Source organism: Rothia sp. HMSC069C03 (assembly GCF_001811075.1).
In the GTDB taxonomy this organism is placed as follows: Bacteria; Actinomycetota; Actinomycetes; order Actinomycetales; family Micrococcaceae; genus Rothia; species Rothia mucilaginosa.
In genome coordinates this window covers 94,875-120,390 of the sequence record NZ_KZ627140.1, presented here as the reverse complement: position 1 = coordinate 120,390, position 25,516 = coordinate 94,875, and the positions used below count along the sequence as shown (strand labels likewise).

Below are 25,516 nucleotides of genomic sequence, written 5' to 3'. Positions count from 1 at the left end.
TGGGCCCGCCGTCACGGTTTTCGTGGCGGCGGGTTCTCTTGTATGTGCCTTGCCGAGGTGGGGGTGTCTCGCCCGGTTGGGTATTGAACCGTTATCCTGAGAAATAAGCATCCGCGACGGAAGAGAGGACCCTCCCGTGCAGCATCAGCCTTATGCATCGTCAGCTGTTGGCAGTTCTGATGCGCTGCTGCGAGCCACTGCCGGCTCGAGTGGCTTGAGTCGACGTGCCGTTTTGCGTTTTGGCGCGCTTTTTAGTGCTGGTTTGGCGCTTTCTGCGTGTTCTGGTCAGCCTTCTGCTGGTTCTTCGGCGAGTACGAGCGCGTCCTCTGCTGATGCGCGTCGTGTGTTTCGTTTTGCGCAGGGTGCGGCGCCGTTGGGTTTGGATCCGGCGTTGTTTCCTGTGGCGAGTACGTATCAGGTGACGGCGCAGGTTTTGCAGACGTTGTTGGTGGCGAATCATTACACGGGTGATCCTGAGGTTCAGGATTCGTTGTGTAGTGAGTGGACGGTTTCTGATGACCGTTTGGTGCATACGTTTGTGTTGCGTGAGGCGCATTTTAGTAACGGTTCTGCATTGTCTGCGGATGCTGTGGTGCAGAATTTCCAGAGGTGGCAGGCGTTGGCTACGGGTGAGGGCACTGCTGCTTTGGCGATGCCTGCTCAGCCGTTGTTTGCGTGGGGTTTTGGTGTGCCGAAGCCGGGTTCTATCGATCCTTCGGCGGTGGAGCCTGCGCCTGTTCAGGCGTCTCCGTCGGGTGCGGCTACTCCGTCTGTCTCTGCAAGTGCTTCCCCGTCTGCTTCTGCGAGCGCTTCTGATGCTGCGCATCCAGATGAGAAGAAGGGTGCGCAGCACGCTTCTGCGCCACATACGGTGCAGTCTTTCTTGCCGCTGGTTTCGTCGGTGGTGGCGAAGGGTAACTCCGTGGTGGTGACTTTGTCGCGTCCTTCTCTGGCGTTCCCGCGTATTTTGACGCAGCAGGCGTTCGGCATTATTGATCCTTCGCTTTTTGGTGCTGACCAGAAGCTGACGGGCACCCCGGTGGGTACGGGTGCATTCCGTGTGGAGTCGTTCGAGGCTGGCACGGTGCGTCTGCTGAAGAATACCCATTTTGATGGTCAGGCACCTGAGCTGGATGAGATTCAGATTTCGACCCTCACTTCGTCGGATAAGCGTTATTTTGCGCTGATGGAGGGTCATATTGATGCGTGTGATCAGGTGAATTCAACTGACCTGGGTCAGTTGGCGCGTGATGGCTATCAGACTCCTGGCCGTGACCCGTTCTCGCTGGTGTATTTGGGCTTGAACACGGCGCATCCGGTGTTGAAGAATATTTCGGTGCGTCGCGCTATTTCGCATGCTGTGGATCGCGGTGCGTTGCGTCAGTATTATCCGCAGGGCACCTCGGATGCGCAGACGCTGATTTCGCCGTCGTTCCGAATTAAGGCTGATGATGCGAAGGATTACACGGACCGTAATCAGGATATGGCGCGCTCGCTGCTGGCGGCTGCTGGTTATGACAATCAGGTGATTGAGTGCTACTACCCTGCCGATGTTTCTCTGCCGTGGATGGATACTCCGCAGAAGGTGTATTCGGAGATGGTGGGTTCGCTGATTGAGGTGGGTTTGAATATTAAGCCGGTGCCGTTGCCGTGGGCTGAGTATTTGAAGAAGAGCCGTGATGTTTCTTCTGAGCGCGGTATTACGTTGGCTGGTTTCTACGGCATGTACCGTGACCCGTATGCGTTCTTTGGTCCGGTGTTGGCGCAGTTGATTGCGGAGCATCAGGTGCGTTCGTTGATTACGAATGCGCCGACGGATATGACGACGGGTTTGACTAAGAAGAATTCTGATTTTCCGTCGTCGCGTGGTGCGGATTCGAATGTGCAGATTTCTGCGACTCCGAGCCCGCAGCCGAGTTATTCGCCGGATCCGTTGTCTCCGGAGGAGGAGGCTTCGGCTTCGCCGAGCCCTTCGGCGACTCCTTCACCGTTGCCTACTGCTGCGGCAGTGGCGCCGTCGCCTCGTTTTACTGAGGTGATGGAGGCGATTCGTACTGCGGATTCTGCTGTTTCGGTGGATTCGCAGCGTGAGTTGTATGCGAAGGTTGTGTCTCAGTTGGGTCAGTTTATGCCGGCGGTTCCGTTGTTGAATGTGACGTCTAAGGTGGCTGTGAGCCGTGAGGTTCAGGGTTATCAGACGGAGCAGAATGCGATTGAGCTGTTTGGAAAACTGCGTAAGTTGTAGATAGTTCAGGTTTGAGTGTTGCATTGTGCACATGTTTGGCGTGTCTGGAGGGTTTTTGCCTTCCAGGGAAGCTAGCATGTGAACTGCAACACTCTCCTGTTATTTGCTGATTCTAGCTATGCCTCCCCCGCTAAAAGGAGTAGGCTAGATGATGTACCCCACAGTCATTGTGCCCAAGGACGGGCACCCTCACCCTAAGGGAGAATTCAGTGGTAGCACGTACTGAACGAACCGACGTCGTCCTGGTCGGCGGCGGCATCATGAGCGCCACCCTCGGCGTGTTCCTCAAGGAGCTCGAACCGACCTGGAATATTATCCTGCTCGAACGTCTCGACAAGGTTGCTCAGGAATCCTCCAACCCCTGGAATAACGCAGGTACCGGCCACTCGGCACTGTGCGAGCTCAACTACGCTCCCGCTGGTCCCGACGGTACTGTCTCCGCGGCCAAGGCGCTGAACATTAACGAGCAGTTCCAGGTTTCCCGCCAGTTCTGGGCCTCCCTGGCTGAGAAGAATATTCTGACGGACACCAGCTTCATCAACCCGGTACCCCACATGTCCCTGGTCTTCGGCGAAGACCACTCCAAGTACCTAGCTGCACGCTACGACTCTTTCCGCAAGGAGAAGCTCTTCGAGCGTATGCAGTTCTCCAATGACCGCGAGAAGATTGGCGAATGGGCACCGCTGACCGTCAAGGGCCGCAAGGGTAACGAGCCGATGGCCGCTACCTGGTCCCCCGAAGGTACCGACGTGAACTTCGGCTCCCTCACCGAGCAGCTGGTCGATTACCTACAGACCAAGGGTGTTGAGGTTCGCTACGGCTACCAGGTCACCAACCTGAACCGCGAGTCGAACGGCTCCTGGCAGGTTCAGGCGATTAACCGCACCAACAAGAATGAGCCTCTGAGCATCAACGCGAAGTTCGTGTTCCTCGGTGCCGGCGGTGGCGCCCTGGGCCTGTTGCAGAAGTCCGGCATTGAAGAGGGTAAGGGCTACGGCGGATTCCCCGTCTCCGGTCTGTTCCTGCGCAACACCCACGAGGCAACCGCAAACCAGCACAACGCTAAGGTGTACGGTCAGGCTTCGGTGGGTGCACCTCCCATGTCTGTCCCCCACCTGGACACCCGCTACGTGGACGGCAAGCGCGCCCTACTCTTCGGCCCCTACGCCGGTTTCAAGACGAACTTCTTGAAGCAGGGTTCCGTACTGGATCTGCCGAAGTCCCTGCGCCTGCACAACCTGTACCCCATGACCCGTGCAGGTCTGGATAACTTCTCCCTGGTCAAGTACCTGCTCACCGAGCTGTTGCAGAACAAGAACGCTCGCCTGGAGACCCTGCACCAGTACTACCCCGAGGCTGACGGTAGCGAGTGGGAGCTCATTGAGGCTGGTCAGCGCGTCCAGATCATGAAGAAGGACGCGAAGAAGGGCGGCATCCTGCAGTTCGGTACCGAGGTTGTTTCTGCAGCTGACGGCTCCATTGCGGCTCTGCTGGGCGCATCCCCCGGTGCTTCTACTGCGGCTCCGATTATGCTGAACCTGCTGGCTAAGTGCTTCCCCTCCAAGATTGCCGGTTGGGAGCCCCGCATCAAGGAGCTCATCCCCGGTTACGGCGTGAAGCTCAACGACAACCCGGACCTGGCTGATGAGGTTATGGCTCACACCGCTAAGGTTCTGGGTATTCACAACTAGTTTTCAGTTAGGCTCAGCAGGTAGCTTTATACCCTAGCTGACGAGCCTTTCTGAGGCTTTTCGGGGCTGTTACCCTCTCTAACTGACCGACAGGTCAGCTATCTGCACTCGCAGAAAAATGCGGGAGGGTCAGAAAACCCTATAATGTCACCGCAGGGGCGGGAAGGACAGCTCATTGTTCTCCTCGCCCCTTCTGTGCGCCCACACGCTAAAGCTACTAGGCGCACCACTGTGTACACCCCACTCATTCAAGGAGCCCCATTGGCTGCACACACCGGCTCTTCCACGGACACCTCCTCATCCAAGGTATCCGCCGGAGCTCGACGCGGACTCTTCTCCCGTAAGAAGAAGCCCGCGGCCCCCAAGTACGCAAGCGTGAAACTGCGCGACTTCCCCAAGGGAAGCATCCTCTACATTCTGCGCCGTGCCATCTACAAATTCGGCGCAAACGGCGCAAGCGACATGGCGGCAGCACTCACCTACTTCACCGTGCTGTCCATCTTCCCCGCCCTGCTGGCGATTGTCTCCCTACTGGGCGTATTCGGTCACGGTGAGGAAAGCGCCGCCGTCATCCTCGCCTTCCTCAAGGACAACGCGCCCGCCCAGATGTACGCCATTATGGAAGACCCCATCAAGCAGATTACCGGCGACCATGGCGCAGGATTGGTGCTATTGACCGGTATCCTCAGTGCGATCTGGTCCGCCTCCGGGTACACCGGATCCTTCGGACGAGCTCTCAACACGGTCTACAACGTGCGTGAAGGCCGCCCCGGCTGGATTCTCAAGCCGCTGAACGTCTTCGTCACCACCGTGATTATCATCCTCATGGTACTCATGATGCTCATGCTGCTGATGGGCGTAACCGTCCTGGACATGGTCGGTCGGTATGTACCCAAAACCGTGGATATGGAGCTCATCAAGCTCATCTGGCTTAACGGCCGCTGGGTCCTCATCCTATTCATGGCAATCGCCCTGATCACCCTGCTGTACGCCGCCACCCCGAACGTGCGCCGCTTCAAACAGTGGAAGCTCTCCCCCGGTGCGGCGCTGGCACTCTTCGGCATGGGCCTGGGCGGTTTCGGTTTCACCCTCTACGCCAATAACTTCAGCAAGTACAACGCCACCTACGGCCTTATTGGTGGTGTAATCGTGATGCTGCTGTTCATCTGGATCATGAATAATATGCTCCTCTTCGGTGCGCACCTGGACGCAGAAATCATGCTCATGCGCCAGGTACTCGCCGGCGAAGACGACCACGGACACCTGAAGGTTCAGCCGCGCAGCACCACCGCATCCCGTGCGATGAAAGAACAGAGCGAACGCCTCATGTCCGCCGGACGCGAATTGCAGCAGCAGGCGGCAGGCCAGGACATGCTCCCCAAGCCGAAGGGCCCCTCCATTGCGGATCGCGTGCAGAAGGCGGTGGACACTAACACCACCATGATTCGCACGTTCATTGCCGATGGTAAGGAACGCATCGAAAACGGCAAGGAGCAGCTGCAAAATCAGGCTAAGGCCGATGCCGCCGAAACTCAGGCTTCTGAGGCAACCGCGGCGAAGGCAGAAGCGAGCGCGAAGGTTGACTCTCAGCAGGAGGCGCTCTTCGACCAGGGCACCGATAACTCAACCGGTGCGGCACAGAAGAACTAAGCGGCAGCTCAGCTGAGCGCGTACCGCCTCAAAGTATCAAGGGCGCGGGACAGAAACCCTGCGCTGGTCACTAAGATAGAACTATGACCAGTGCAGATTTCTCTCCCGCGCCCTTTGCCGTACCCAATGCTGTTGTACCCGGCACTACCCTGCCCGACCTCGAGTACACCCTCTACCAGCCGCAGCAGCTCAAAAGCCGCGTCCCCGCTCTCATGATTCACGGCTTTGCCACCCGCGGCGAACAGCTCTACGGCGGCACCAGCTGGATTCGCCAATACCTGCGCGCCGGATACCCCGTGCTGATTGTTACCCTGCCCTACCACTCAGACGAATACCTCAAAGACCCCGAATCCATGCACGCCATCGATTGCAAGCTCCCCGACAACACGAGCGTGCGCAGCCGCACAATTCCGTTCGATTCGGTGCCCCCTGTCGATGCGGCAGGTCAGCCGCTGACCCCCATGCACCTGTTCACCAACCTGCTCGCCCAGCTGCTGCGCACTGTCGCCACCGAGAACGACCTCGGCGTTGAGCTGGAGCCCCGCGCGCACGTTATTGGCTTCTCCTTCGGCGCCCGCGTCGGCTGGGAACTCGCCCTCACTCACCCGGAGGCGGTCGCCTCCCTCACCCTGGGCGGTCTGCCCCTGCACGACCACCTCATCACCCTGCGCGCCATGCTCGAAGCGCACGAGGGTACCAGCGTCACGGCGGATAGTGAAACCCCGGCGGCAGACTCCACCGACGAGGCGGTTGCCTCCTTCACCTCGATTATTGACAACTCCCCCATTCAGCCCGACGCGCTGCTGAAGTTCGTGCGGATTCCCTTCGGCCCGTTCTTCAACGTGCCCGCCCTGCGTGCCGGATCCCCGGACCTACCTGCCGGTCACCCGGGCGCGCATCCGCACGCACCCGTTGCGGTCGTGCTCGGCGACGCGGACACCATCGCCGCCGACGGTGCGGAACTCTACGACATGGTGCGCGGCAACAACCCGCTCAACCGCTTCATCTCCCTACCCGGCCGCGACCACGTCAACGCGCTGACCTCGGGTGCGTTCCGACGCGGTGCGCTCGCTTTTGCAGCAGAGGTGGAGGCGGCAGAGGTAAACGCGGCAAGGTAGAAGCGTCTGAGTAGGCAGCCGCAGGCTACGGTGTCCGGGTTCCGGGCGGAATAAGCGACAACGTCATAAAACGTCAAATTCGCGGGGGTGCTTCACTATCAGCTTTATCGTGCACCAGGTGCGCCAATGCTCGTAGAATGGGAACGTATCAAAAAACCTTTATCTGCGGTTGGGTCTCAACCGCACCTCAGCAAAGGAGCACCATGCACAAGGTTAAGGCTGTCGTAGCCCTCGCCCAGGACGCACCCGTCACCGTCACCACCATCAACGTACCCGACCCCGGCAAGGGCGAAGCACTCGTCAAGGTCCTCACCTGCGGTGTCTGCCAGACCGACCACCACTACGTCACCGGCGGCGTCGGCCAGGACTTCCCCTACCTGCTCGGCCACGAATCCGCAGGTATCGTCGAGGCTGTCGGCGATGACGTCACCAACATCGCCCCCGGCGACCTGGTCATCCTCAACTGGCGTGCAGTCTGCGGCGAATGCCGCGCATGCCGCAAGGGCCAGCCGCAGTACTGCTTCGCAACCCACAACGCAACCCAGAAGATGACCCTCGAGGACGGCACCGAGCTCACCCCCGCACTGGGTATCGGCTCCTTCGCAGAGAAGACCCTCGTCGCAGCAGGTCAGTGCACCAAGATCACCGCTGACATCAGCCCCGAACAGTACGCAGCAATCGGTCTGCTCGGCTGCGGTGTCACCGCAGGTCTGGGCGCTGTGCTGAACACCGGTGAGCTCAAGCGCGGCGAGTCCGTCGCAGTCATCGGTTGCGGCGGCGTCGGCACCGCAGCAATCGCAGGCGCACAGCTCGGTGGTGCAACCACCATCATCGCCGTCGACATCGACGAAGAGAAGCTGGCACGCGCACGCGAGCACGGCGCAACCCACACCGTGAACTCCTCCAAGGTCGACCCCGTCGAGGCCATCAAGGAACTCACCGGCGGCTTCGGTGCAGACCTCGTCATCGACGCTGTCGGCATCGCCCCCACCTTCAAGCAGGCATTCGAGGCACGCGACCTGGCTGGCCGCGTCGTCCTCGTCGGCGTGCCCGCACCCGGCACCACCTGGGACATCCCGCTGGATGAGGTCTTCGGCCGCGGCGGCTCCATCAAGAGCGCATGGTACGGCGACACCCTGCCCTCCCGCGACTTCCCCGAATTCGTGGACCAGTACCTGCTCGGCCGCCTCGATCTGGACGGCTTCGTCTCCGAGCACATCCGCCTCGAAGACGTCAACGAAGCATTCGAAACCATGAAGACCGGCCGCGTGCTGCGCTCGGTCGTGGAACTCTAGGAGCGTAGCGTGAGCGAACGTATTGAACGAGTCGTCACCTCCGGCACCTTCTCGCTGGACGGCGGCTGCTGGGACGTCGACAACAACGTCTGGATTATCGGCAATGACTCCTCCGTGATCATCATTGACCCCGCCCACGACGTCGACAAGATCTCCCGCACCGTCGCAGGCCGCACCGTGGAGAAGATCCTGCTGACCCACGCCCACGACGACCACATCCGCAGCGCCAAGGAGGCGGCAGAACGCTTCGGCGCACCCGTCTATCTGAACCCCGCAGACCGTGTGCTCTGGGAAATGGTGTACCCCTCCTGGGACTTCGACCACGAACTGGCTGACGGCGATGTAGTGCGCGTCGGCGACACCGACCTGAAGGTCCTCGCCACCCCCGGCCACTCCCCCGGCTCCGTGTGCTTCTACGCGCCCACCCTCAGCTGGGAGAACAGCGAAGGCGTCGTCTTCTCCGGCGACACCCTCTTCAACGGCGGCCCCGGCGCAACCGGACGCTCCTACAGCGACTTCGACACCATCATCGAGTCGATCTCGACCCGCCTACTGACCCTGCCCGAGTCCACCGCGGTCCTCACCGGCCACGGCGACAGCACCGGCATCGGCCTGGAAGCACCCGAGCTTCCGGCATGGATCAAGCGCGGTCACTAAACCGGTAGGCCTCACGCTGAATTCTCACACGGAGGTTCTCAGGCTGAGGCTCACCACAAACCGAGCACGGTACACAAAAGGCGGATGCCCCGCCACCTTCTGCAGGTGGCGGGGCATCCGCCTTTAAACATGCGCTAATTACGTTCCAATTGATCCCAAGGAGCCAGCTGCTCCTCACGCTCCTTACGCCACAAATAGCCAAACAAATGACCCAACGCAAAATACAGAGTCGCAATAATCACCGGAACCATAAACGCATTACGGTAATACGGAGCATCGCCCATATAGCCGCCCCACATGCTACCCAACGCCATGCCAATGCCCAGCATCGAACGAGTAAAGAAGCTCGCCTGAGCATCTGGAATACGCTTCATCGAACGATTCAACGACAGCTCATGACAGGCAAAAGCCACACCCAGCGCTGCACCGCAGAACACCAAAGCATAGAAAATCGTGGACGTATCATCACTCACCGGCAAATACAGGACACTCATAATCAGCAGAACGCCGCTCACCAGCCAACCATGCCACGGGTTCACCGAACGGGCACCCAAAACCACGGGGAAAGCCACAAGCACCATCGCGCCGGTACCGGTCGCGACCATCGCCATGAACAGGTTCATCGAACCGTGAATCAGCGAGAAGCCCAGCAGACTCGAACCGACCGCGCCCATACTCGCACCCAGAAGCACCAGACCAAGAATCACCACCACCGTCTGCTTATTCGGGCGGACCAGGTTTTTCGCCGGAGACATGCAAAGACGCGAAATATCCGGCAGCCACATCGGCGCGGCCAGCACCACAATGAACAGCAGCGCATCCAGAATCATCGTGATCCAGAAGCCCGCATACTCATGATTCGGGGTGATGTATGCATCGCCCAGCCACACCAGCAGAGCACCCAGCGGGTACATCGACAGGTTCGCCGTCGTACCCCAAGAAACAGCCGTCGACAAGCGAACATCAGTGTACTTATAGTTGCGGCAGTACAGCGGCTCCAACGCAAACGGCGTCCACGGCGGAGTCGTAAAACCCATCGCCACGCAAGAGAGTGCAGTGTACATCGTACTTACATTATTCGGGTCAACCGTCAAACGCCAACCAATGACCAGCATATTCAGCACCGCAGCAATATTCAGCACCGACGTAATCGCCAGCAACGCCCTCAAACCCAGGGCACGCACCAGCATTGGGCCGAGCATAATCTGCACCGAACACGCAACAGCAAACGCCGCCACCGCATAGCCGCCATCATGCACACTACCCAGGTGGCTCGCCAACAGAATATACAGCGCAAACGCCGAAGAAGCCGACGGAACGTGGAACAGAATCGTCAACACATTACGGGCAAAACCCTCATCACGGAGCACACCGCGCAGATGGTAACGCTGCTCCTTACCGTTACGCAGAAACAACGCCCAATGCTGACGCAAAATATCCGGTAGCGAGACGTTCGTATTAACCTCATCCGCAGCCGGCATCGGTCGCGGCGGCAACTCCTGCAACACGTGCTCATTACTGCGCACCACATCCATCAAAGACGTACCCGGAACCGTGGGAATACCCGTGCCCGAAGCACCCAACTTATCCGGCGAATCGGAGGCGGGCGCCACCTTCATGGTGCGCGGAGGAACCTCCGGCGCAGATGCGCTAGCGTGCGCATCAGCCGAAGGTACCGCACGATACGTTGAGTTCGGGTCCCTATCCTGAGGTGTCGAGGTCATCATCTCTTTCACGAATAAGCCGCCGGACATGCCACAACAGCAGCCCGGAAGCGAATTTATGTCTAATAGGAGTTTACCCTCACCGACGAGCCGTTCTGACCCTTTTCAACCATAATCTGGGCGGGAATACGGTTCTTCATCTCCTCCACATGCGAAATCAGGCCAATAGTGCGTCCACTATCACGCAGAGACTCGATCGTGCCCATCACCATGTCCAAGGTCTCAGCATCCAGCGTGCCAAAACCCTCATCAATGAAGAGGGTATCCAACTCGATACCGCCGTTATTCGCCTGAACAACCTCAGCCAGACCCAACGCCAACGACAGCGACGCCAAGAACGACTCACCACCGGACAGTGACGACGCCTCACGCGGCTCACCCGTCCAAGTGTCAGTAATCTCAAGGTTCAGGCCGCCACCGGAACGGCTACCCTTCGCACGGTGATCGCTGAACACCATGCCGTAGCGGCCCTCACTCATACGGTCCAAATGCAGCGACGCCGACTGCAGAATACGCTCAAACTCGGCACCCAGCACATAGCTGACCAGGTCAACCTGATGCTCATAACCGCCCAGAGTGTCACCGCGGGCAGCCGCCGCCAGATTAGCCAGCATCTGCGCACGGCCATAACGCTGCGCCGTCTGCGCACGGAACGCCGCATACTCGCCACGCAACGCCTGCAAAGAACGCAGCATGCTCTCCCGCTCACCCTCACGAAGAGTCAAACGGTGCGCCGCCGCACGCAACTGCTCAACCTGCTCACGCACACCCTGCAGATCATCCGGCGCCTGCTCACCAGCGGCAGCACGCGCCGCCACCGCAACAATCGCCTCACGACCAAATCCATCAAAGAGGCGGGCATGCTCCAACTCATACGCGGCAACAGCCTGCTCCAGCGCATCAACACGCTCGGGGGTACGCACCGCCGCCTGCACCAGCTCAGCGCTCTCAAACGAAGACTCAGCCAGCAGACGCTCAGCCTGAGCCGCCGCCAAAGCATGACGTTCACGCGACTGCCCCAACAGCAACACAGCACGAGCAAGACGCTGATGCGCCGCACGGTAACCTTCAACAGCCTCAACACGCTGCGCAAAACCCACCGCCGCACGAGCAGGCGCTAGCTCAGCCGCAGCCGCCTCACAGCGTACCGCAGCGTCACGGTGACGAGTTTGAGCCTCAACCGTGACGCCCTCGATGGTGCGTAGCGCCTCCTGAGCCTTCTGATGCTCAGCACGCACCCGCTCAACCTTCACCAGCACGCCATCACGCGCAGTCACGCGCGATTGAGCCTGCGCGAGGCGGGTCTGTGCCTGCTGCAGCTGGGCGGCAGTCTGCTCAACATCGCACTCCCCCTGAGCCACCAGGGTCTCGTACTGGGTTCGGGCAGCGGCAAGCGTCTCGGAGGCTTCCTGGTGCGCCTTGGTCGCCCGGTCCTTAGCCAGTTCGTGGGCGCGCGCCTGCTTGTGGGCCTTGTCCTCACGCTCCTTGGCAGCATCCAGGTCGGCACGCTCAACCAGCTGCTCACCCTTGGCAATCTGCGCGGGGGCGGGGTGCTCGACCGAGCCACAGACCGAGCAGGGTTCGCCATCCTTGAGCTCGCGCGCCAGCAGCGAGGACGCCTGGGCGAGGCGCAGCACCTGCAGGTTCTTGAACTCCTCCGTCGCGGCGAGCGCCTGCTGAGCCGAAGCCTGCCACTTTTCCTGTGCCTTCTGCTCGGCGGTGGCGGTACGATTACTCTGCTTCTGGGCCGCGGCGACCGCGGCGGAGGCGGCATCCAGCTTCTGCTGCATCTGCTGGGCGGCATCGTGTTTCTGCTGCGCCTCGGTGACCAGGTACGCGGCGAGGGTGCATTCCTCGTCGACGGTGCTGTAGCCCGCGAGTTCTTCGGCGAGCTGCTCGGCCTGGGCGGTGAGGTCACTCAGCATCTTTTCGGCACGCAACTTGTCCTGTTCGAGGGAGTTAGCCTGCTTCAGCAGGCCGGCTGCGGCGGCTTCCTCCTCGGTAAGCTGCGCGTCCTTCTTTTGCAGGGCGCGCAGGGTATCGAGGAGCGCCTCGAGCTGGAGTTCCTGTTCGGCGGGCTCGAGGGAAGGGAATGAGGCGAAGGTGGTCTCCTCGGGAAAGGTGACCTCCGGCGAAATGTTCTCGTCGCGCAGTGCTGCAAGCAGGGCGTTGCCGTTCTCATCCAGCGCAGAAGCACAGGCTGCTTGGTCCCGTTCCCGTGCGGCGAGTGCCTGCAATTCGGTATGGACCTGCGCATACTGTGCGTGCAGGGGCGCGGCGGCACGTGCCTGCGCCAGCTCTTCACGCTGTGCCTTGTGCTTGTCGGCGCGTTCGGTCAGGCGGGTACGGCGCTCGCAGAGCTGCTCGTATTCGCGCCAGTCGGCCTGCAGCTGGGCGCGTTCGGCAAGCAGGCGGGTGTTCCGGTCGGCTTTGTCGGTGAGGCGCTGCTGCTCCTGCTTTTCGCGTGCGGAGGTTTCGCGGGCGCATTCTACTCCGCCAGCAACCCATCCGTCAAGGGTTTCGGCGGTGACGCTCTCAGCGGTGAGCGGTTCGGAAGTCTCCGCCTCCGCAGAGCCTTCGATAGTGGAGCCCTCCCCTGCAGCATCTTCAGCGTCCGGATCCGCAGCATCCAGTAGCGTCTGCAGGGCAAGCATTTCTACGCGGGCACGTTCAAGGTAGACGCGCTGGGTGTTTTTGTCCTGGGCGACTTCCTGCTGAGCGGTTTTCGCTTCTTCGGTGAGTGCGGCGAAGAGCTGTTCGTAGTGTTCGACAGGGAACATCTTTTTGAGCAGTTCTTTGCGTTCTTTGGGCTTGGACCTGAGGAATTGCGCGAACTGGCCCTGCGGCAGGAGCACGACTTTGAGGAATTGTTCTTTGGTCAGGTGAGTGCGTTCGACGATGGTGCGGTTAACTTCGGCGACGCTGCTGGAAATCGGGGTCCAGGCTTTTTCGTCGGCGGGGTCGGCGCCGGGTGCGAGTTCGGCAAGGGTTGCTTTGGCGCTTTCTTCACGCATCTGGCCTTTGCGGGCGCCGCGGGTGATGGGTTTATTGTAAGCGGGGGTGCGGTCGATACGCAGGCGCTTGCCGTGGAGAGTGACGTCAAGTAGCACGCGCGGTTTGGTGCCGCTGTGTGCCGCGTAGGTGGAGTGCAGTTTGGCAGATTCGCGGTCGCTGCTGGTTTCGCCGTAGAGGGCGTAGCAGATGGCGTCAAGGATGGTGGTTTTACCGGCGCCGGTGGGGCCGTTGAGCAGAAATACGCCGGCGTTGTTGAGGGTGTCGAAGTTGATTTCTTGGCGCTTGGGGTATGCCATGAAGGCTTCGAATTCGAGGCTGTGCAGGATCATGCGTTGTCCTTGTGGCTTTTGATGTGGTCGCTGAGGGTGGTGATAACGTCGCGTTCTTCGCTGGTGAGGGGGCGGTTGCGTACGTATTGGTGGAATTGGTCGAAGGCTTCGACGGGGTCGGCGTCGCGGTTGGGTTGTGCGGCGGCGGGTTTGCCGGCGGCGGGTTGGGTGCTGCGGTAGCTGAAGTGGGAAATGGTTTCGTAGCGGCTGCGCAGGCGGTCGACGGCTCCGACGGGTAGGGTTTCGTCGGTGAGTTCGATGCGGCAGTAGTAGCCGTGTTCGTAGTCGGTGTGTTCGGGGCTGTTGAGTAGCTGGTCCATGGTGCCGCGCAGGGTTTTCATGTGTACGCGGGTTGCCCATTCGTGACTGCTGATGTTGGGTTCTTCACCAGGGTTGAGTTCGATGAGGTAGGCGCCGTTGCGGTTGTGTTCTTCGCTGAATGAGAAGCCGAGCGGGGAACCGCTATAGCGGATGGTGTGGGTGACAGGGTAGCGCTTGTGGATGTGGCCGAGGGCTACGTAGTCGAAGCCGTCGAAAAGGGAGGCGGGTACCCAGTCGATGCCGCCGACGCTGATGTCGCGTTCGGAGTCACTGCGGGGCGTGGTGTCTGCGCTGGCGGCGATGCCACTGCCGGTGGTGTCGCTGACGGTTGCGTGGCTCATGACGATGATGCGGTCGGCGCCTTCGCCGCGGGCGTGACGTTCTGCGGCGTCGGTGCGGATGGCGTCAGTGACGGCGCCGAGGACGGCGTGGTGGGTGGGGTCTACACCGAGGGCGGTGGCATAGAGGCGCGGCGCGAGGTAGGGGATGGCGTAGACGTGTACGCGCAAGGTGCCGTCGGTGAGTTCGACGGGGCGGGTGGCGTCTTCGAGGGTGGTACGCAGGTGCACGCCAGAGGCTTCAAAGAAGGCGGCACCGTAGCTGAGGCGGCGGAAGGAGTCGTGGTTGCCGGAACTGAGGATGACTTGCACACCGGCGCGCATGAGGCGGGTGAGTGACTGGTCGAGCAGAGTGGTGCTTTCGGCGGTGGGGATGGTGCTGTCGTAGACGTCGCCGCTGATGAGGAGAGTATCGATACCTTCAGCGTGCACGTAGTTGAGCAGTTCGTCGATGAACTGCTGGTGTTCGCGGGTGAGGGGGCTGCGGTGGAAGGTGCGGCCGAGGTGCCAGTCGGAGGTGTGCAGAATCTTCATAGTTTCAGTATGGCACTGCGTTATGTTTTGCGCCTCGCAGTTCGTCATTCAGAGATTGGAGCCCCGCAGCGGCGCACGCACTCAATCCACGGCGTAGGTGCTCATGCGGAGCGGGGGCTCCGTCCTCAAGGCGCCCTGCGCCACAGAGAAGGCACTCCCCCGCGAGCGTGAGCACGAAGCCGCTTATGCCCTAGCCTCCGCATCCTGAACGCACATGGGATAATCGCCCTATGAGTTTTTCTTCTGTTGAGTTCACGCGTGCACCTGAGGTTTCGGCTGAGTTTGCGGGCAGGGTGCGCGGCTTGTTGCGTGCGTCTGCGTTGGGTGATGCGCTGGGTTATCCCCTTGAGCTACTGTCGGCTGAGCAGATTGCAGAGCGTGCCCCTAAGCCGTGGGATTCGGCGTTTGGTGAGCTGCTGGTCAGTGATGATACGCAGCTGACCTGCTTCACTCTGGATGGCCTGACGGAGGTTTTGGAGTGGAATAATGAGGGCGCGGCGGCGGATGAGTTGGCGTGTTTGTGGTTAGCGTATTTGCGGTGGTTCCGCGGTATTGGTGAGGTTCTGCCGGAGTCTGCGCCGTTTTCGTTGGATCGTGAGATTGATGGGTCGCCCGAGTTGACGGCTCGTCGTGGTCCGGGTGCGGCGACGTTGCGGGCGTTGGGTTCGGGTGAGATGCAGTTGGTGTCGAAGTCGGTGAATCCTGATGCTTTGGGTAGTGGTGCGTTGGTGCGTTCGGCGGCGTTGGGTGTTTTGCCGGTGGCGCAGGAGCGTACGGTAGTTTTGTTGGCGGTGCGTGCGGCGGCGTTGACGCATGGGCATCCGGAGGCGTTAGCTTCGGCGGCGGCGTATGCATTGTTGGTTCGTGATTTGTTGGCGTCGCGGCCTGGCTCGTTTGGTGTGTTATTGGAGGCGGCGCGTCGTGTGGTGTCGTGGTGTGGTTCGGTGGCGGCGGATGATTCGATTCCGGGTGATGCTTCGCGTACGGCGGCGGCGTTGAGTCGTGCTGTTGAGCTGTTGGAGGGCTGTACGGTGCCGGTTCCGGAGGCTGTGGCGGAGCATTTTGGTACGGGTTGGACGGCGCCTGAGCTGTTGGGTGTGGCGTTCTGGTGTGCTGCGGATGCTGTGAAGGGCCTGCCTGCCGATGCCGATGAAGCGACGGTGCGTTGCGCCTTGTTTGAGGGGTTGTGCCGTGCGGTGTCGATGGATTCGGATTCGGATTCGGTGGGTGCGATGACGGCGGCGTTGTGGGCGGCGGCTGGTTTGCCAGTGGCTGGCGGTGAGGCTGATGCGTGGTCGGAGGCGCTGGGTCGTGTGCGCGGCTTGGATCAGGTGGAGGCAGTGGCGGAACGCTATCTGCGCCAGCTGGGACTGTAGCGGCGCTGAACCTCAACGGCATAGCGGACATGCGTAGCGGGGGCTCCGTCCTCAAGGCGCCCCGGCGCCGTAGAGGGGGCACTCCCCCGCGAGTATCGTCCGCAAGCCGACTGTGCAGAACTTACGCGAGCATCCCCCGCGTGCCGCATATACAAACTGTTTATATACGCAGAAAAGGCTCTCCGGTATCTCGGAGAGCCTTTTTATATGTGCTAGAACTAGCAAAACTAAGCCTTTACGGAGTAGCCGGTCACGCGGAGCGGGGGCTCCGTCCTCAAGGCGCTCAGCGCCGCAGAGGGGGCACTCCCCCGCGAGCGGGAACCGGCTACGTCCGCTCAAGCTAGGTGGTGTTTCCTAGTCCAGGTAGTCGCGCAGTACCTGCGAACGCGACGGGTGACGGAGCTTAGACATGGTCTTGGACTCGATCTGGCGGATTCGTTCGCGGGTCACGCCGTAGACCTTGCCGATTTCGTCGAGGGTCTTGGGCTGGCCGTCGGTCATGCCGAAGCGCATTGCGACCACACCGGCTTCACGCTCGGAGAGGGTGTCGAGCACGGAGTGGAGCTGTTCCTGCAGAAGGGTGAAGGACACTGCGTCTGCGGGGACGACTGCTTCGGAGTCTTCGATGAGGTCGCCGAATTCGGAGTCGCCGTCTTCACCGAGGGGGGTGTGCAGGGAGATGGGTTCGCGGCCGTACTTCTGGACTTCGATGACCTTTTCGGGGGTCATGTCGAGTTCCTTGCCGAGTTCTTCGGGGGTGGGTTCGCGGCCGAGGTCCTGGAGCATCTGGCGCTGCACGCGGGCGAGCTTGTTGATGACTTCTACCATGTGCACGGGGATGCGGATGGTACGGGCCTGGTCTGCCATTGCGCGGGTGATGGCCTGGCGAATCCACCAGGTTGCGTAGGTGGAGAACTTGAAGCCCTTGGAGTAGTCGAACTTTTCGACGGCGCGGATGAGGCCGAGGTTGCCTTCCTGGATGAGGTCGAGGAAGAGCATGCCGCGGCCGGTGTAGCGCTTGGCGAGGGAGACGACGAGTCGCAGGTTGGCTTCGAGCAGGTGGTTTTTGGCTCGCTTGCCGTCGTGGACGACCCAGCGCAGGGCTTTTTTGAGGTCTTTGTCCATGTCGGGGTTTTCGGCGAGCTTGTGTTCGGCGTAGAGGCCTGCTTCGATGCGCATGGCGAGGTCGACTTCCTGCTGTGCGTTGAGCAGGGAGACCTTACCGATCTGTTTGAGGTAGTCCTTGACGGGGTCGGCGGTTGCGCCGGGGGTGACGACGCGCTGTGCGGGTGCGTCGTCGTCGTCGTTTGCGGTGAGGACGAAGCCGGAGCCCTTGGCTGCTACTTCTTCTGCGGCCTTCTTTTCTTCTTTTTTGGCTACGGTTTCTTCGTCTTCTTCGTCGGTTTCGTCTTCGGCCTCGGTGGTGTCGAGGTCTTCGTCGAGTACGAGGTCGAATTCATCGTCGTCGTCACTCTTTTTGCGGCGGCCACCGGTCTTGCGCTTGGTTGCGGTTTTGGTGGTGGTGGTTTTGCGGGTGCGCTTGGGCTTGTCTGCCTCAGTTTCGGCAGTGCTTTCGGCACCGGTTTCGGCGGTTGCGCCGGTGGTGTCTTCGGGTGCCGCTGCGGCCTTGGTGGTTGCCTTCTTGGTGCGGGTGGTCTTGGTGGTGGTTTTTGCGACGGTTTCTTCGGTTGCGTCGCCGGTCGCGGTCTTCTTGCTGGTTGCAGGTGCCACTAGAACCCTTTCTGGCTTGTGGTGGGGTGTTTTGTTTGCAAAACACCTAAGACCCTGTCAAGTCTGTGCTGGCGTCCTCGGTCGGGGTGTTTGCTGCGTTTGTCCGGTTTAACGCTGTGGGGGCGGGTTTTATTCCGCGTGCGTTGGGTGGGTTGCAGGGTTCCGTTGCTCGTTGTGTGGAGCGGTTTGAGGGCGCGTTATAGCGCATTGACTGTACGGGGTCAATATATAAGTATTGCAGATTTTTGGTTGCTTTCAACTTGACGCGCTGTTTGGGTGGCTTGTGGGCCTGGTTTTGGGTGGGTGCGGCTGTGTGTGGGAGGGGCGTGCCCGGTGGCGCGCCCCTCCCTCGTTTTGTACCTCGCTTTTAGGTGCCGGGCTTTTAAGGTTTTCGGGGTTTGAGGGTGCTGATGGGTTCGCGGTGTGTTCCGGGGCCGCCGCAGATGGTGTGTTTGATCCAGGCGGGTAGGTTGCCTGCATTGAGGTGTACGTCGAGGATGTTGAGGTCCTTTCCGGAGGTGTGGCGGCGGGCTTCTTGGCGGAGTAGGCGGGCGTAGGTGCTGTAGCCCTTGTACCAGTTGGTCGAGGCTTGGGTGTTGCGTAGCGCGGCGTATTCTCCGTCGGTGCTGTGGGGTGTGAGCAGGCTGGTGAGTAGTTCGAGTGCGTTGAGGCGTGCCCAGTGGGGGCTGTCTAGTTTTCCTTTGAGGGCGGTGAGGTAGTGGGTGTAGGCGGCGTGGTGTTTGGTGAGGTATTCGCTGTTGGTGCAGCTTTCGTCGATTCGTTGTTTGAGGTTTTCGAGTTTGTTGTGGGCGTTGTGGTCTTTAGGGTGTTCCTCGAGGCGTGGGAGCAGGTCGCGGCTGATGGTGTTGAATTCGGCGGCGCTGGCGAGGTCGGCTGGGGTGAGGTTTTCGAGTGCCCAGCCGTTGAGGTTGGTGTGCTGGACGCTGCGGTTCTGTTGAATGGTGCGGCTCTGTTGGATAGTGCGGTGGGTGCGGCGGATCCAGTCTTGCCATTGCACACATTTTTCGGGCACGGCGCGTACGTGTGCCTGTTCGGTGCCTACTGTGGCACTGAGCGCGTGGGTGAAGCTGGCGGGGATGTAGGTTTTGCGGGTGATGCGGGTGCCGTAGTGGGGTGGTTCGAGCGGCGCGAGGTCGGGGCTGGGGTATTCGCCGCCGAAGGCGTGGTAGGTGTATTGGGCGGAGTAGTGCAGGTAGGCGAGCGCTTTTTGGGCGTGGTTGAGCCCGTAGCCGGCGAGGTAGGTGAGCATTTCGGCGGTGATGGGGTTGAGGGTTACCGGTGCGATGGAGGCGCGTAGGTGCCCGGCGACTTCGGCGGGGATGAGCTCGCGGAGTACATCACCGATGGTAGGCGCATCACCGGTGGTGGGATTGCCAGCGTTATCGACCGGGTGGGTGGTGAGCAGGTGCGCGGCGGCGTTGATGGCGGCGTCCCAGTAGCAGAGGTCGATTTGGGCTTGGCGGTAGATGGTGCGGACGCCCTGGCGGGCTTCGTCGTGGCGGATGGTGTAGGTGTGGCCCCAGAGTTCTACGGCGTTTTCCCAGTCGTGGCGGGTTTCGGGGTTGACTGTGGGGTCGGTGTCCCAGGGGCTGTGGGCGTAGCTGTGTTGGGCGGTGTTGGCGATGGTGTTGCCGTGGCGGGTGAGCCAGGTGTAGTAGCTGCTGTGGCGGATTTCTTCGATGGGTGCGAGGAGGGTGAGTGCTTGCTGTTCGGGGTTGAGCGCCCAGATGCTGGCGCCGCCTGCGTAGATAATGTCTTCGCAGCGTAGTTCACTGACGATGCGCGGGTCGTGGAGCAGGTGGAGCCATGTGTTGATGGGGATTTGGGTGTCGACGTCCTGTTGGATTTCTTCGATGGCGGCAAGTTGTGCGGTGTTGGGGTGCAGTTGGCGTTGACGTACGGTGTTGTCACCGTCGATGATGATGGCGTAGAGGCGGGTGAGGGTTTCGCCGTTGTGGCTGCTGGGGAGTTTGGTGAAGGTTTCGTGCAGGAAGTCGGCGCGTTCGCTGTGGGTGCAGGGTTCGTCGGGTAGGTTGACGCGCAGGCTGGGGCCGAGGGTGTTGTCGGTTGCGGTGAGGATGATGAGTGAGTGGTCGGGCCAGTAGCCGTGCTGGTGGAGGGCACAGCTGAGCACGTCGTATTCGTTGCGGATGGGCGGGGGCGTGTCGTAGCTGCTGTGGAGGTGGTCGCTGTTGGGGGTATTGCCGTTGGAGATGTTGTTTGCGTTCATGCCTTCACGGTGGCATGGTTTGCACGGGTGCGTAGGTTATACAAATAAATCTGTGGATACTTCGGTTCATGTGTCCGAAGTATCCACAGATTTATTTGTATTGTTCGTTTGTGTGCTGGGGTTTGTCCACAGCGGCGCGGGGTGCCGCGTCATAATCTGTCACGCAATACCTGGCGGGCGGTATCCACGAGCCAGGTTCGCGGCGGGCGACCCTCCGCTCCTCTATGACTCGTGTTCCCCCGCGGTATCCCCTACTGCGCGCACCTATTGTTCGTCGAGGAACCGTTCGAAGAGCGCACCAATCTCGTCGCGGCTGGGCACGTTGTGTGCGTCGCGTCGCGAGAGGGGAACCGCAATGTCGGAGGTGCGGAAGTTCTCGTCGTAGTTCTCTTCCATGGTCGTAATCATGCGACCAATTTCGGGGTTCTGCTTGACCTGATCGTTGATCTGGCTGTGCACGTGGCGTGCGGCTTCGCGCAGATCCTCTGTGGGTAAGGAGAGGTGCGCCGCCATGCCCACGTGTTCGAGGGCGGTGAGGGTGCCCTGCGGAAGGTCCGCCTCCGAAATGTACTGGGGGATGTTCACGCCGAAGCCGACGGTGTCGATTCCGTTTTCGGTGAAGAGCACTTCCAGCAGGTTGGTGACGGTCGCGTGTACGTCTGCGCTGGGCTTCCACGGGGAAATACCGCGAATCAGGTCTTTACGGGAACCGTGCGCGGTAATCGGGAAGGGGCGGGTGTGCGGCACCGGCATGGGGAATGCGGAGACCAGCACGACCAGGGAGGGTTTGACCCGCTGGGTGATGGTCAGCACCGCCTTTTCGAAACGCCGCCACTGCAGGTCCGGTTCGGCACCAGTGAGCAGCAGGAACGGCTTGTCGAGACTGTCTTCTACGGCGTAGAGCTTCAGCTGCGGGTATTGCGGCTTTTCGAAGTGGTCTTTTTCGTAGCGGATGTAGGGGCGGCGGGCACGGTAGTTGTGCAGTTGGTCACTGTCGAACTCGACAATTTCGATGTTTTTGAGTTCGCTGAGCAACACCTGGCCGAGCTGGCCTGCGGTGGAGCCTGCGTCTTGCGGGCTAGAGAGAGCGATGATGAAGGTTAGCCCGTGCATCCTGGGGTCGTCCAATATTTTGGTGTTGGCTAAGTAGAGTTCTTCGGGGTTTAGCATTACGCCTCCTCACTTCTGTCTGGTTCGCGCCGCGTTCGGGGTGGACTTAGCATTTTCTGTCGGCACCCGAGGTGTTGGGGCGAAGGGGCGTCTTCTGTTATCTGACGCTTTCTGTAGTCTTTCATTTTATGCCACTACTGCCCTGTCTCGACAGTGTGCGGGCTTTTCTCGCAGTAGGTGAACTTGTTTGGCGTCTCGTCGACGTTCTTAAGACGCTACAGCTCGGCTTCTTGTGCGTTTTTCTGTTCTGCCAGCTGTTCGGGGTGAGAGCTGAACCTCACGCTCTCCTACATATCCGTGTAGAGTAGAAGCAGTAGTCCGCGTGGCTTTGCGCGGCGGTATTCATCCTCACTCTTCGAGGGCCTACAGTTGAGTTTTTCGTGCGCGAGGATGTGCCCCGACTATTTTGAGAAGACATACGCAAAGGAGTAACGATGTCTCTGTCTCTGTCTATTCACAGCACCGACCTTGAAGCGCTCGAAGCTGACGTTCTGGTTCTGGGTGTTCTGAAGGGTTCGGACGGCCCGTACCTGGCACCGAGCTCCCTGTCTGAGGACTCTGTTGAGGGTATTAACGAGCTGCTGGAGGCGCTGGGCGCTTCGGGTGCGCCCGATCAGCTGTTGCGTCTGCCCGGCCTTGAGGACACCGGTGCCGGCATTGTGGCACTGGCGGGTCTGGGCTCTGATACCGCTGAGGGTCAGGAGCGCCTGGATGCTCTGCGTTACGCTGCCGGTTCTGCGGCTCGTCAGCTGGTTGGTTCTGCTGAGGAGGTCGCTTTCGATTTCGGTGTTTCTTCGGTAGAGGAAATTGAGGCTATTGCTCACGGCGCTGTGCTGGGCAACTTCATTGAAGAGGGTCTGCGTTTCAAGACTAAGGATTCGATCAAGGAAGAAATCGAGTCCATTCTGATTGTTTCTTCGATTGAGCAGGAAGAAGCTGAAGAGGCTCTGGTGCACGGCCTGGTTCTGGGTGAGACCGCTAAAGACGCTCGCCGTCTGGTGAACCTGCCCCCGTCGCACCTGTACCCGGAGACTTTCGCTGAGTTCGCTGCTGAGGTCGCTGAGGATTACTCGAACATTGAGATTGAGCTGTTCCACCACGACCGCCTGGCTGAGGAGGGCTTCGGCGGCATTTCCGGTGTTGGTCAGGGTTCACCCCGCAAGCCGGTTCTTGCCGTTGTGAAGTACACCCCGGAGAACCCGAAGGCTCACGTGGCTCTGGTTGGTAAGGGCATTACCTTCGATACCGGTGGCAACTCGCTGAAGCCTGCCGCTTCGATGATGACCATGAAGTGCGATATGGCTGGTGCGGCATCGGTTCTGAGCGCTGTGGTTGCTTCCGCTGAGCTGGATGTTCCGGTTGCTGTGACCGGTTACCTGTGCCTGGCTGAAAACATGCCCGGCGGTCACGCACTGCGCCCGGAGGACATTATCACCATGCGTGATGGCCGTACCGTTGAGGTGCTGAACACTGACGCTGAGGGCCGCCTGGTCATGGCTGATGGTATCGCTCTGGCTTCCGAGTCGAACCCGGATGTCATCCTGGATATCGCTACCCTGACCGGTGCCGCTATGGCTGCTCTGGGTCTGCGCACTGCGGCTCTGCTCGGTGACGAGGAGATTCGTGACCGCGTGATTGCAGCCGGCGCTGCTGCGGGTGAGGCTTACTGGCCGATGCCGCTGGAGTCCTACCTGCGCAAGAGCCTGGAGTCCCCCGTTGCTGATCTGAAGAACATTGGTTCCCGCTACGGTGGCGCGCTGACCGCGGGCCTGTTCCTGAAGGAGTTCGTGGGCGAGGGTATCCCCTGGGCCCACCTGGATATTGCGGGCCCCGCGTTCAACGAGGAGTCACCGTACGGCTTCACCCCGAAGGAAGGTACCGGCTTCGGTACCGCTACCCTGGTGAACTTCATCCAGTCGTACGCTAAGTAGTCTGCTTCGCTGGGCGCGCATCCTAACTGGTGTCCCTTATCTGGTGCGCGGCCGCACAGCATAGGGCTAATTCAGAGGAGGGCTTTCCGGTATTTCTATCGGGGAGCCCTCCTCTGCGTCTATTCTTGACTGGTTCTGTTCTTGACTGGTTCTGTGCGACCGCTGTGGTGGTCCTGCCATCTGACTGTTCTATGACGCGCCGCTTTTCTTGAGTTGTGAAAAATTTGCGCTGTTTGGGCGATTAATCGGCTAAAACCGCCCTGAGTGAACTTAAACGACCGTCAACGGGGGTATTGTTGTATTAAGTGTTTTTCTGCGTACGCGGAGGGGCGCGCGATTTTTCGAGCTCGCGGGCCTTTCGCGCATGCTGGGAAACCTACCAATAAATTGGTAAAGAACTCATTGCAGGGGTCTTTAGCCCCAACAACTATGCAAGGGAGCAATATCGTGGCTCAAGAATTCGACATCCTCATCCTCGGCGGCGGTTCCGCTGGCTACTCTGCAGCTATTCGCGCACGCCAGCTAGGCTTCACCGTCGGCCTGATCGAGAAGGAAAAGGTCGGCGGCACCTGCCTGCACACCGGCTGTATCCCCACCAAGGCGTACCTGCACGCTGCTGAGCTGGCAGAAGAGGCACGCGAGGCGTCCAAGGTTGGCGTTAACGCTGTGCTGCAGTCCATCGAAATGGGCAAGGTTCGCGATTACAAGGACAACATCGTCTCCGGTAAGTTCAAGGGTCTTGCAGGCCTGCTGAAGATGAAGGGCGTAGAGGTTATCCCCGGCGAGGGTAAGCTGACCGCTCAGGACACCATCACCGTCGGTGGTGTTGAGTACAAGGGTAAGAACATTATCCTGGCATCCGGCTCGGTCTCCAAGACCTTCGGTCTGCCCATTGAGGGTCGCGTTCTGACCTCCACTGAGGCACTGGAGATGGACTACCTGCCCAAGAGCGCTATCGTGCTCGGCGGCGGCGTGATTGGTTGCGAGTTCGCATCCATGTGGAACGCTATGGGCGTTGACGTCACCATCATCGAGGGCCTGCCGAACCTGGTTCCCAACGAGGACCCGGCAATCATCAAGGTTCTGGAGCGTGCGTTCAAGAAGCGCGGCATCAAGTTCAACACCGGCACCCTCTTCGAGAAGGTTGAGCAGGACGCTAACGGTGCTAAGGTCACCCTGGCTGACGGCAAGGTCTTCGAGGCAGAGATCGTTCTGGTTGCTGTTGGTCGTGGCCCGAACACCGCAAACATGGGCTACGAGGAGCAGGGCATCCCCATGGATCGCGGCTTCGTCCTGGCTAACGAGCGCCTGCACACCGGCGTTGGCAACATCTACGCTGTTGGCGACATCGTCCCCGGCGTTCAGCTGGCTCACCGCGGTTACCAGCAGGGTATCTTCGTTGCTGAGGAAATCGCTGGTCTGAACCCCTCCATCGTTGAAGACGTGAACATCCCCAAGGTCACCTTCTGTGACCCGGAGATCGCTTCCGTTGGTTACTCCGAGCCCAAGGCTAAGGAGAAGTTCGGCGCTGAGAACGTTGAGACCGCTGAGTACAACCTGGCTGGTAACGGCAAGTCCGCTATCCTCGGTGCTACCGGTATCGTGAAGGTTGTCCGTCAGAAGGACGGCCCCATCGTTGGTGTTCACGCTATTGGTAAGCGCATGGGTGAGCAGATTGGTGAGGCTCAGATGTGGGTTGCTTGGGAAGCATTCCCCGAGGACGTCGCTAAGTTCATCCACGCACACCCGACTCAGAACGAGTCCCTGGGTGAGGCTGCAATGGTCCTGAACGGCACCCCGCTGCACAGCGCATAAATTTTGCTGACTGGCGTTAGCGCGTCAGCTTAGTATTGACGACCGTTGGTCGTTAGCGGTTGCCGGGCGTATCCGCTGAACAACGCCCCTATCCGGATGCGCGTCGACGTGCTTTGACGCATACGGCGCGCATCCGGGTCGCCGCTCACATTTTTCTAGTTCAAGCATTCACAAGGAGAACGGGAAAGATTATGTCCCACACCGTAGTACTGCCCGCACTGGGCGAGTCCGTGACCGAGGGTACCGTTACCCGCTGGCTCGTTGAGGTCGGCGACACCATTGAGGTTGACGCACCCCTGGTTGAGGTTTCCACCGACAAGGTTGA

16 protein-coding genes are annotated in these 25,516 nt (G+C 60.3%); 10 read left to right on the top strand and 6 right to left on the bottom strand.

The window, feature by feature from the left end:
* Positions 1–136 precede the first annotated feature (136 nt).
* From HMPREF2779_RS07675 to HMPREF2779_RS07650, 6 genes are all read left to right on the top strand, one after another.
* Entirely contained in the window at positions 137–2,245 is a 2,109-nt protein-coding gene (locus HMPREF2779_RS07675; protein WP_105361222.1) for an ABC transporter substrate-binding protein, read from the top strand.
* A 209-nt stretch (positions 2,246–2,454) separates the two neighbouring features.
* Positions 2,455–3,936, top strand: a complete 1,482-nt coding sequence (locus tag HMPREF2779_RS07670; RefSeq protein ID WP_070685095.1) for a malate:quinone oxidoreductase — start codon at positions 2,455–2,457, stop codon at positions 3,934–3,936.
* Positions 3,937–4,197: 261 nt separating this feature from the next.
* Entirely contained in the window at positions 4,198–5,586 is a 1,389-nt protein-coding gene (locus HMPREF2779_RS07665; RefSeq protein ID WP_105361221.1) for a YihY/virulence factor BrkB family protein, read from the top strand.
* An 83-nt stretch (positions 5,587–5,669) separates the two neighbouring features.
* A complete protein-coding gene (locus tag HMPREF2779_RS07660; protein ID WP_105361220.1) occupies positions 5,670–6,704 on the top strand; it encodes an alpha/beta hydrolase in 1,035 nt (344 codons plus the stop codon).
* A 203-nt stretch (positions 6,705–6,907) separates the two neighbouring features.
* Positions 6,908–7,999 (top strand): S-(hydroxymethyl)mycothiol dehydrogenase, encoded by a 1,092-nt coding sequence (locus HMPREF2779_RS07655; protein ID WP_105361219.1) that lies wholly within the window; start codon positions 6,908–6,910, stop codon positions 7,997–7,999.
* A gap of 9 nt (positions 8,000–8,008) precedes the next feature.
* Positions 8,009–8,656 carry an MBL fold metallo-hydrolase gene (locus HMPREF2779_RS07650; protein WP_105361218.1) on the top strand — a complete coding sequence of 216 codons (648 nt, stop codon included), beginning with the start codon at positions 8,009–8,011 and terminating at the stop codon, positions 8,654–8,656.
* A gap of 134 nt (positions 8,657–8,790) precedes the next feature.
* Here the strand turns inward: HMPREF2779_RS07650 and HMPREF2779_RS07645 are convergent, their stop codons facing one another.
* From HMPREF2779_RS07645 to HMPREF2779_RS07635, 3 genes are all read right to left on the bottom strand, one after another.
* On the bottom strand, positions 8,791–10,380 hold the full coding sequence (locus HMPREF2779_RS07645; RefSeq protein ID WP_233992319.1) for an MFS transporter: 1,590 nt from the start codon (positions 10,378–10,380) through the stop codon (positions 8,791–8,793).
* Positions 10,381–10,442: 62 nt separating this feature from the next.
* Complete coding sequence (locus HMPREF2779_RS07640) at positions 10,443–13,724, bottom strand: AAA family ATPase (protein ID WP_105361216.1); 3,282 nt, start codon at positions 13,722–13,724, stop codon at positions 10,443–10,445.
* On the bottom strand, positions 13,721–14,917 hold the full coding sequence (locus HMPREF2779_RS07635; RefSeq protein ID WP_105361215.1) for an exonuclease SbcCD subunit D: 1,197 nt from the start codon (positions 14,915–14,917) through the stop codon (positions 13,721–13,723). The genes HMPREF2779_RS07640 and HMPREF2779_RS07635 overlap by 4 nt, the downstream gene beginning before the upstream one ends.
* Positions 14,918–15,147: 230 nt before the next feature.
* Between HMPREF2779_RS07635 and HMPREF2779_RS07630 the strand changes: the two genes are divergently transcribed.
* Entirely contained in the window at positions 15,148–16,293 is a 1,146-nt protein-coding gene (locus HMPREF2779_RS07630; RefSeq protein WP_105361214.1) for an ADP-ribosylglycohydrolase family protein, read from the top strand.
* Between the two features lie 354 nt (positions 16,294–16,647).
* On the opposite strand, the gene HMPREF2779_RS07625 is transcribed toward HMPREF2779_RS07630, so the two are convergent.
* The 3 genes from HMPREF2779_RS07625 to HMPREF2779_RS07615 form a co-directional block, all read right to left on the bottom strand.
* A complete protein-coding gene (locus tag HMPREF2779_RS07625) occupies positions 16,648–18,024 on the bottom strand; it encodes an RNA polymerase sigma factor (protein WP_070685076.1) in 1,377 nt (458 codons plus the stop codon).
* 382 nt (positions 18,025–18,406) lie between these two features.
* Positions 18,407–20,275 carry a metal-dependent hydrolase gene (locus tag HMPREF2779_RS07620; protein ID WP_105361213.1) on the bottom strand — a complete coding sequence of 623 codons (1,869 nt, stop codon included), beginning with the start codon at positions 20,273–20,275 and terminating at the stop codon, positions 18,407–18,409.
* Positions 20,276–20,539: 264 nt separating this feature from the next.
* A complete protein-coding gene (locus HMPREF2779_RS07615; RefSeq protein WP_070685072.1) occupies positions 20,540–21,445 on the bottom strand; it encodes a PAC2 family protein in 906 nt (301 codons plus the stop codon).
* A 434-nt stretch (positions 21,446–21,879) separates the two neighbouring features.
* Here HMPREF2779_RS07615 and HMPREF2779_RS07610 point away from each other — a divergent pair, with 434 nt between their 5' ends.
* The 3 genes from HMPREF2779_RS07610 to HMPREF2779_RS09255 form a co-directional block, all read left to right on the top strand.
* On the top strand, positions 21,880–23,376 hold the full coding sequence (locus HMPREF2779_RS07610; protein ID WP_105361212.1) for a leucyl aminopeptidase: 1,497 nt from the start codon (positions 21,880–21,882) through the stop codon (positions 23,374–23,376).
* A gap of 429 nt (positions 23,377–23,805) precedes the next feature.
* Complete coding sequence (lpdA, locus tag HMPREF2779_RS07605) at positions 23,806–25,191, top strand: dihydrolipoyl dehydrogenase (protein ID WP_044142607.1); 1,386 nt, start codon at positions 23,806–23,808, stop codon at positions 25,189–25,191.
* A gap of 191 nt (positions 25,192–25,382) precedes the next feature.
* The coding region (locus tag HMPREF2779_RS09255) for a biotin/lipoyl-containing protein (protein WP_304009770.1) at positions 25,383–25,516 on the top strand (134 nt) is incomplete at its 3' end.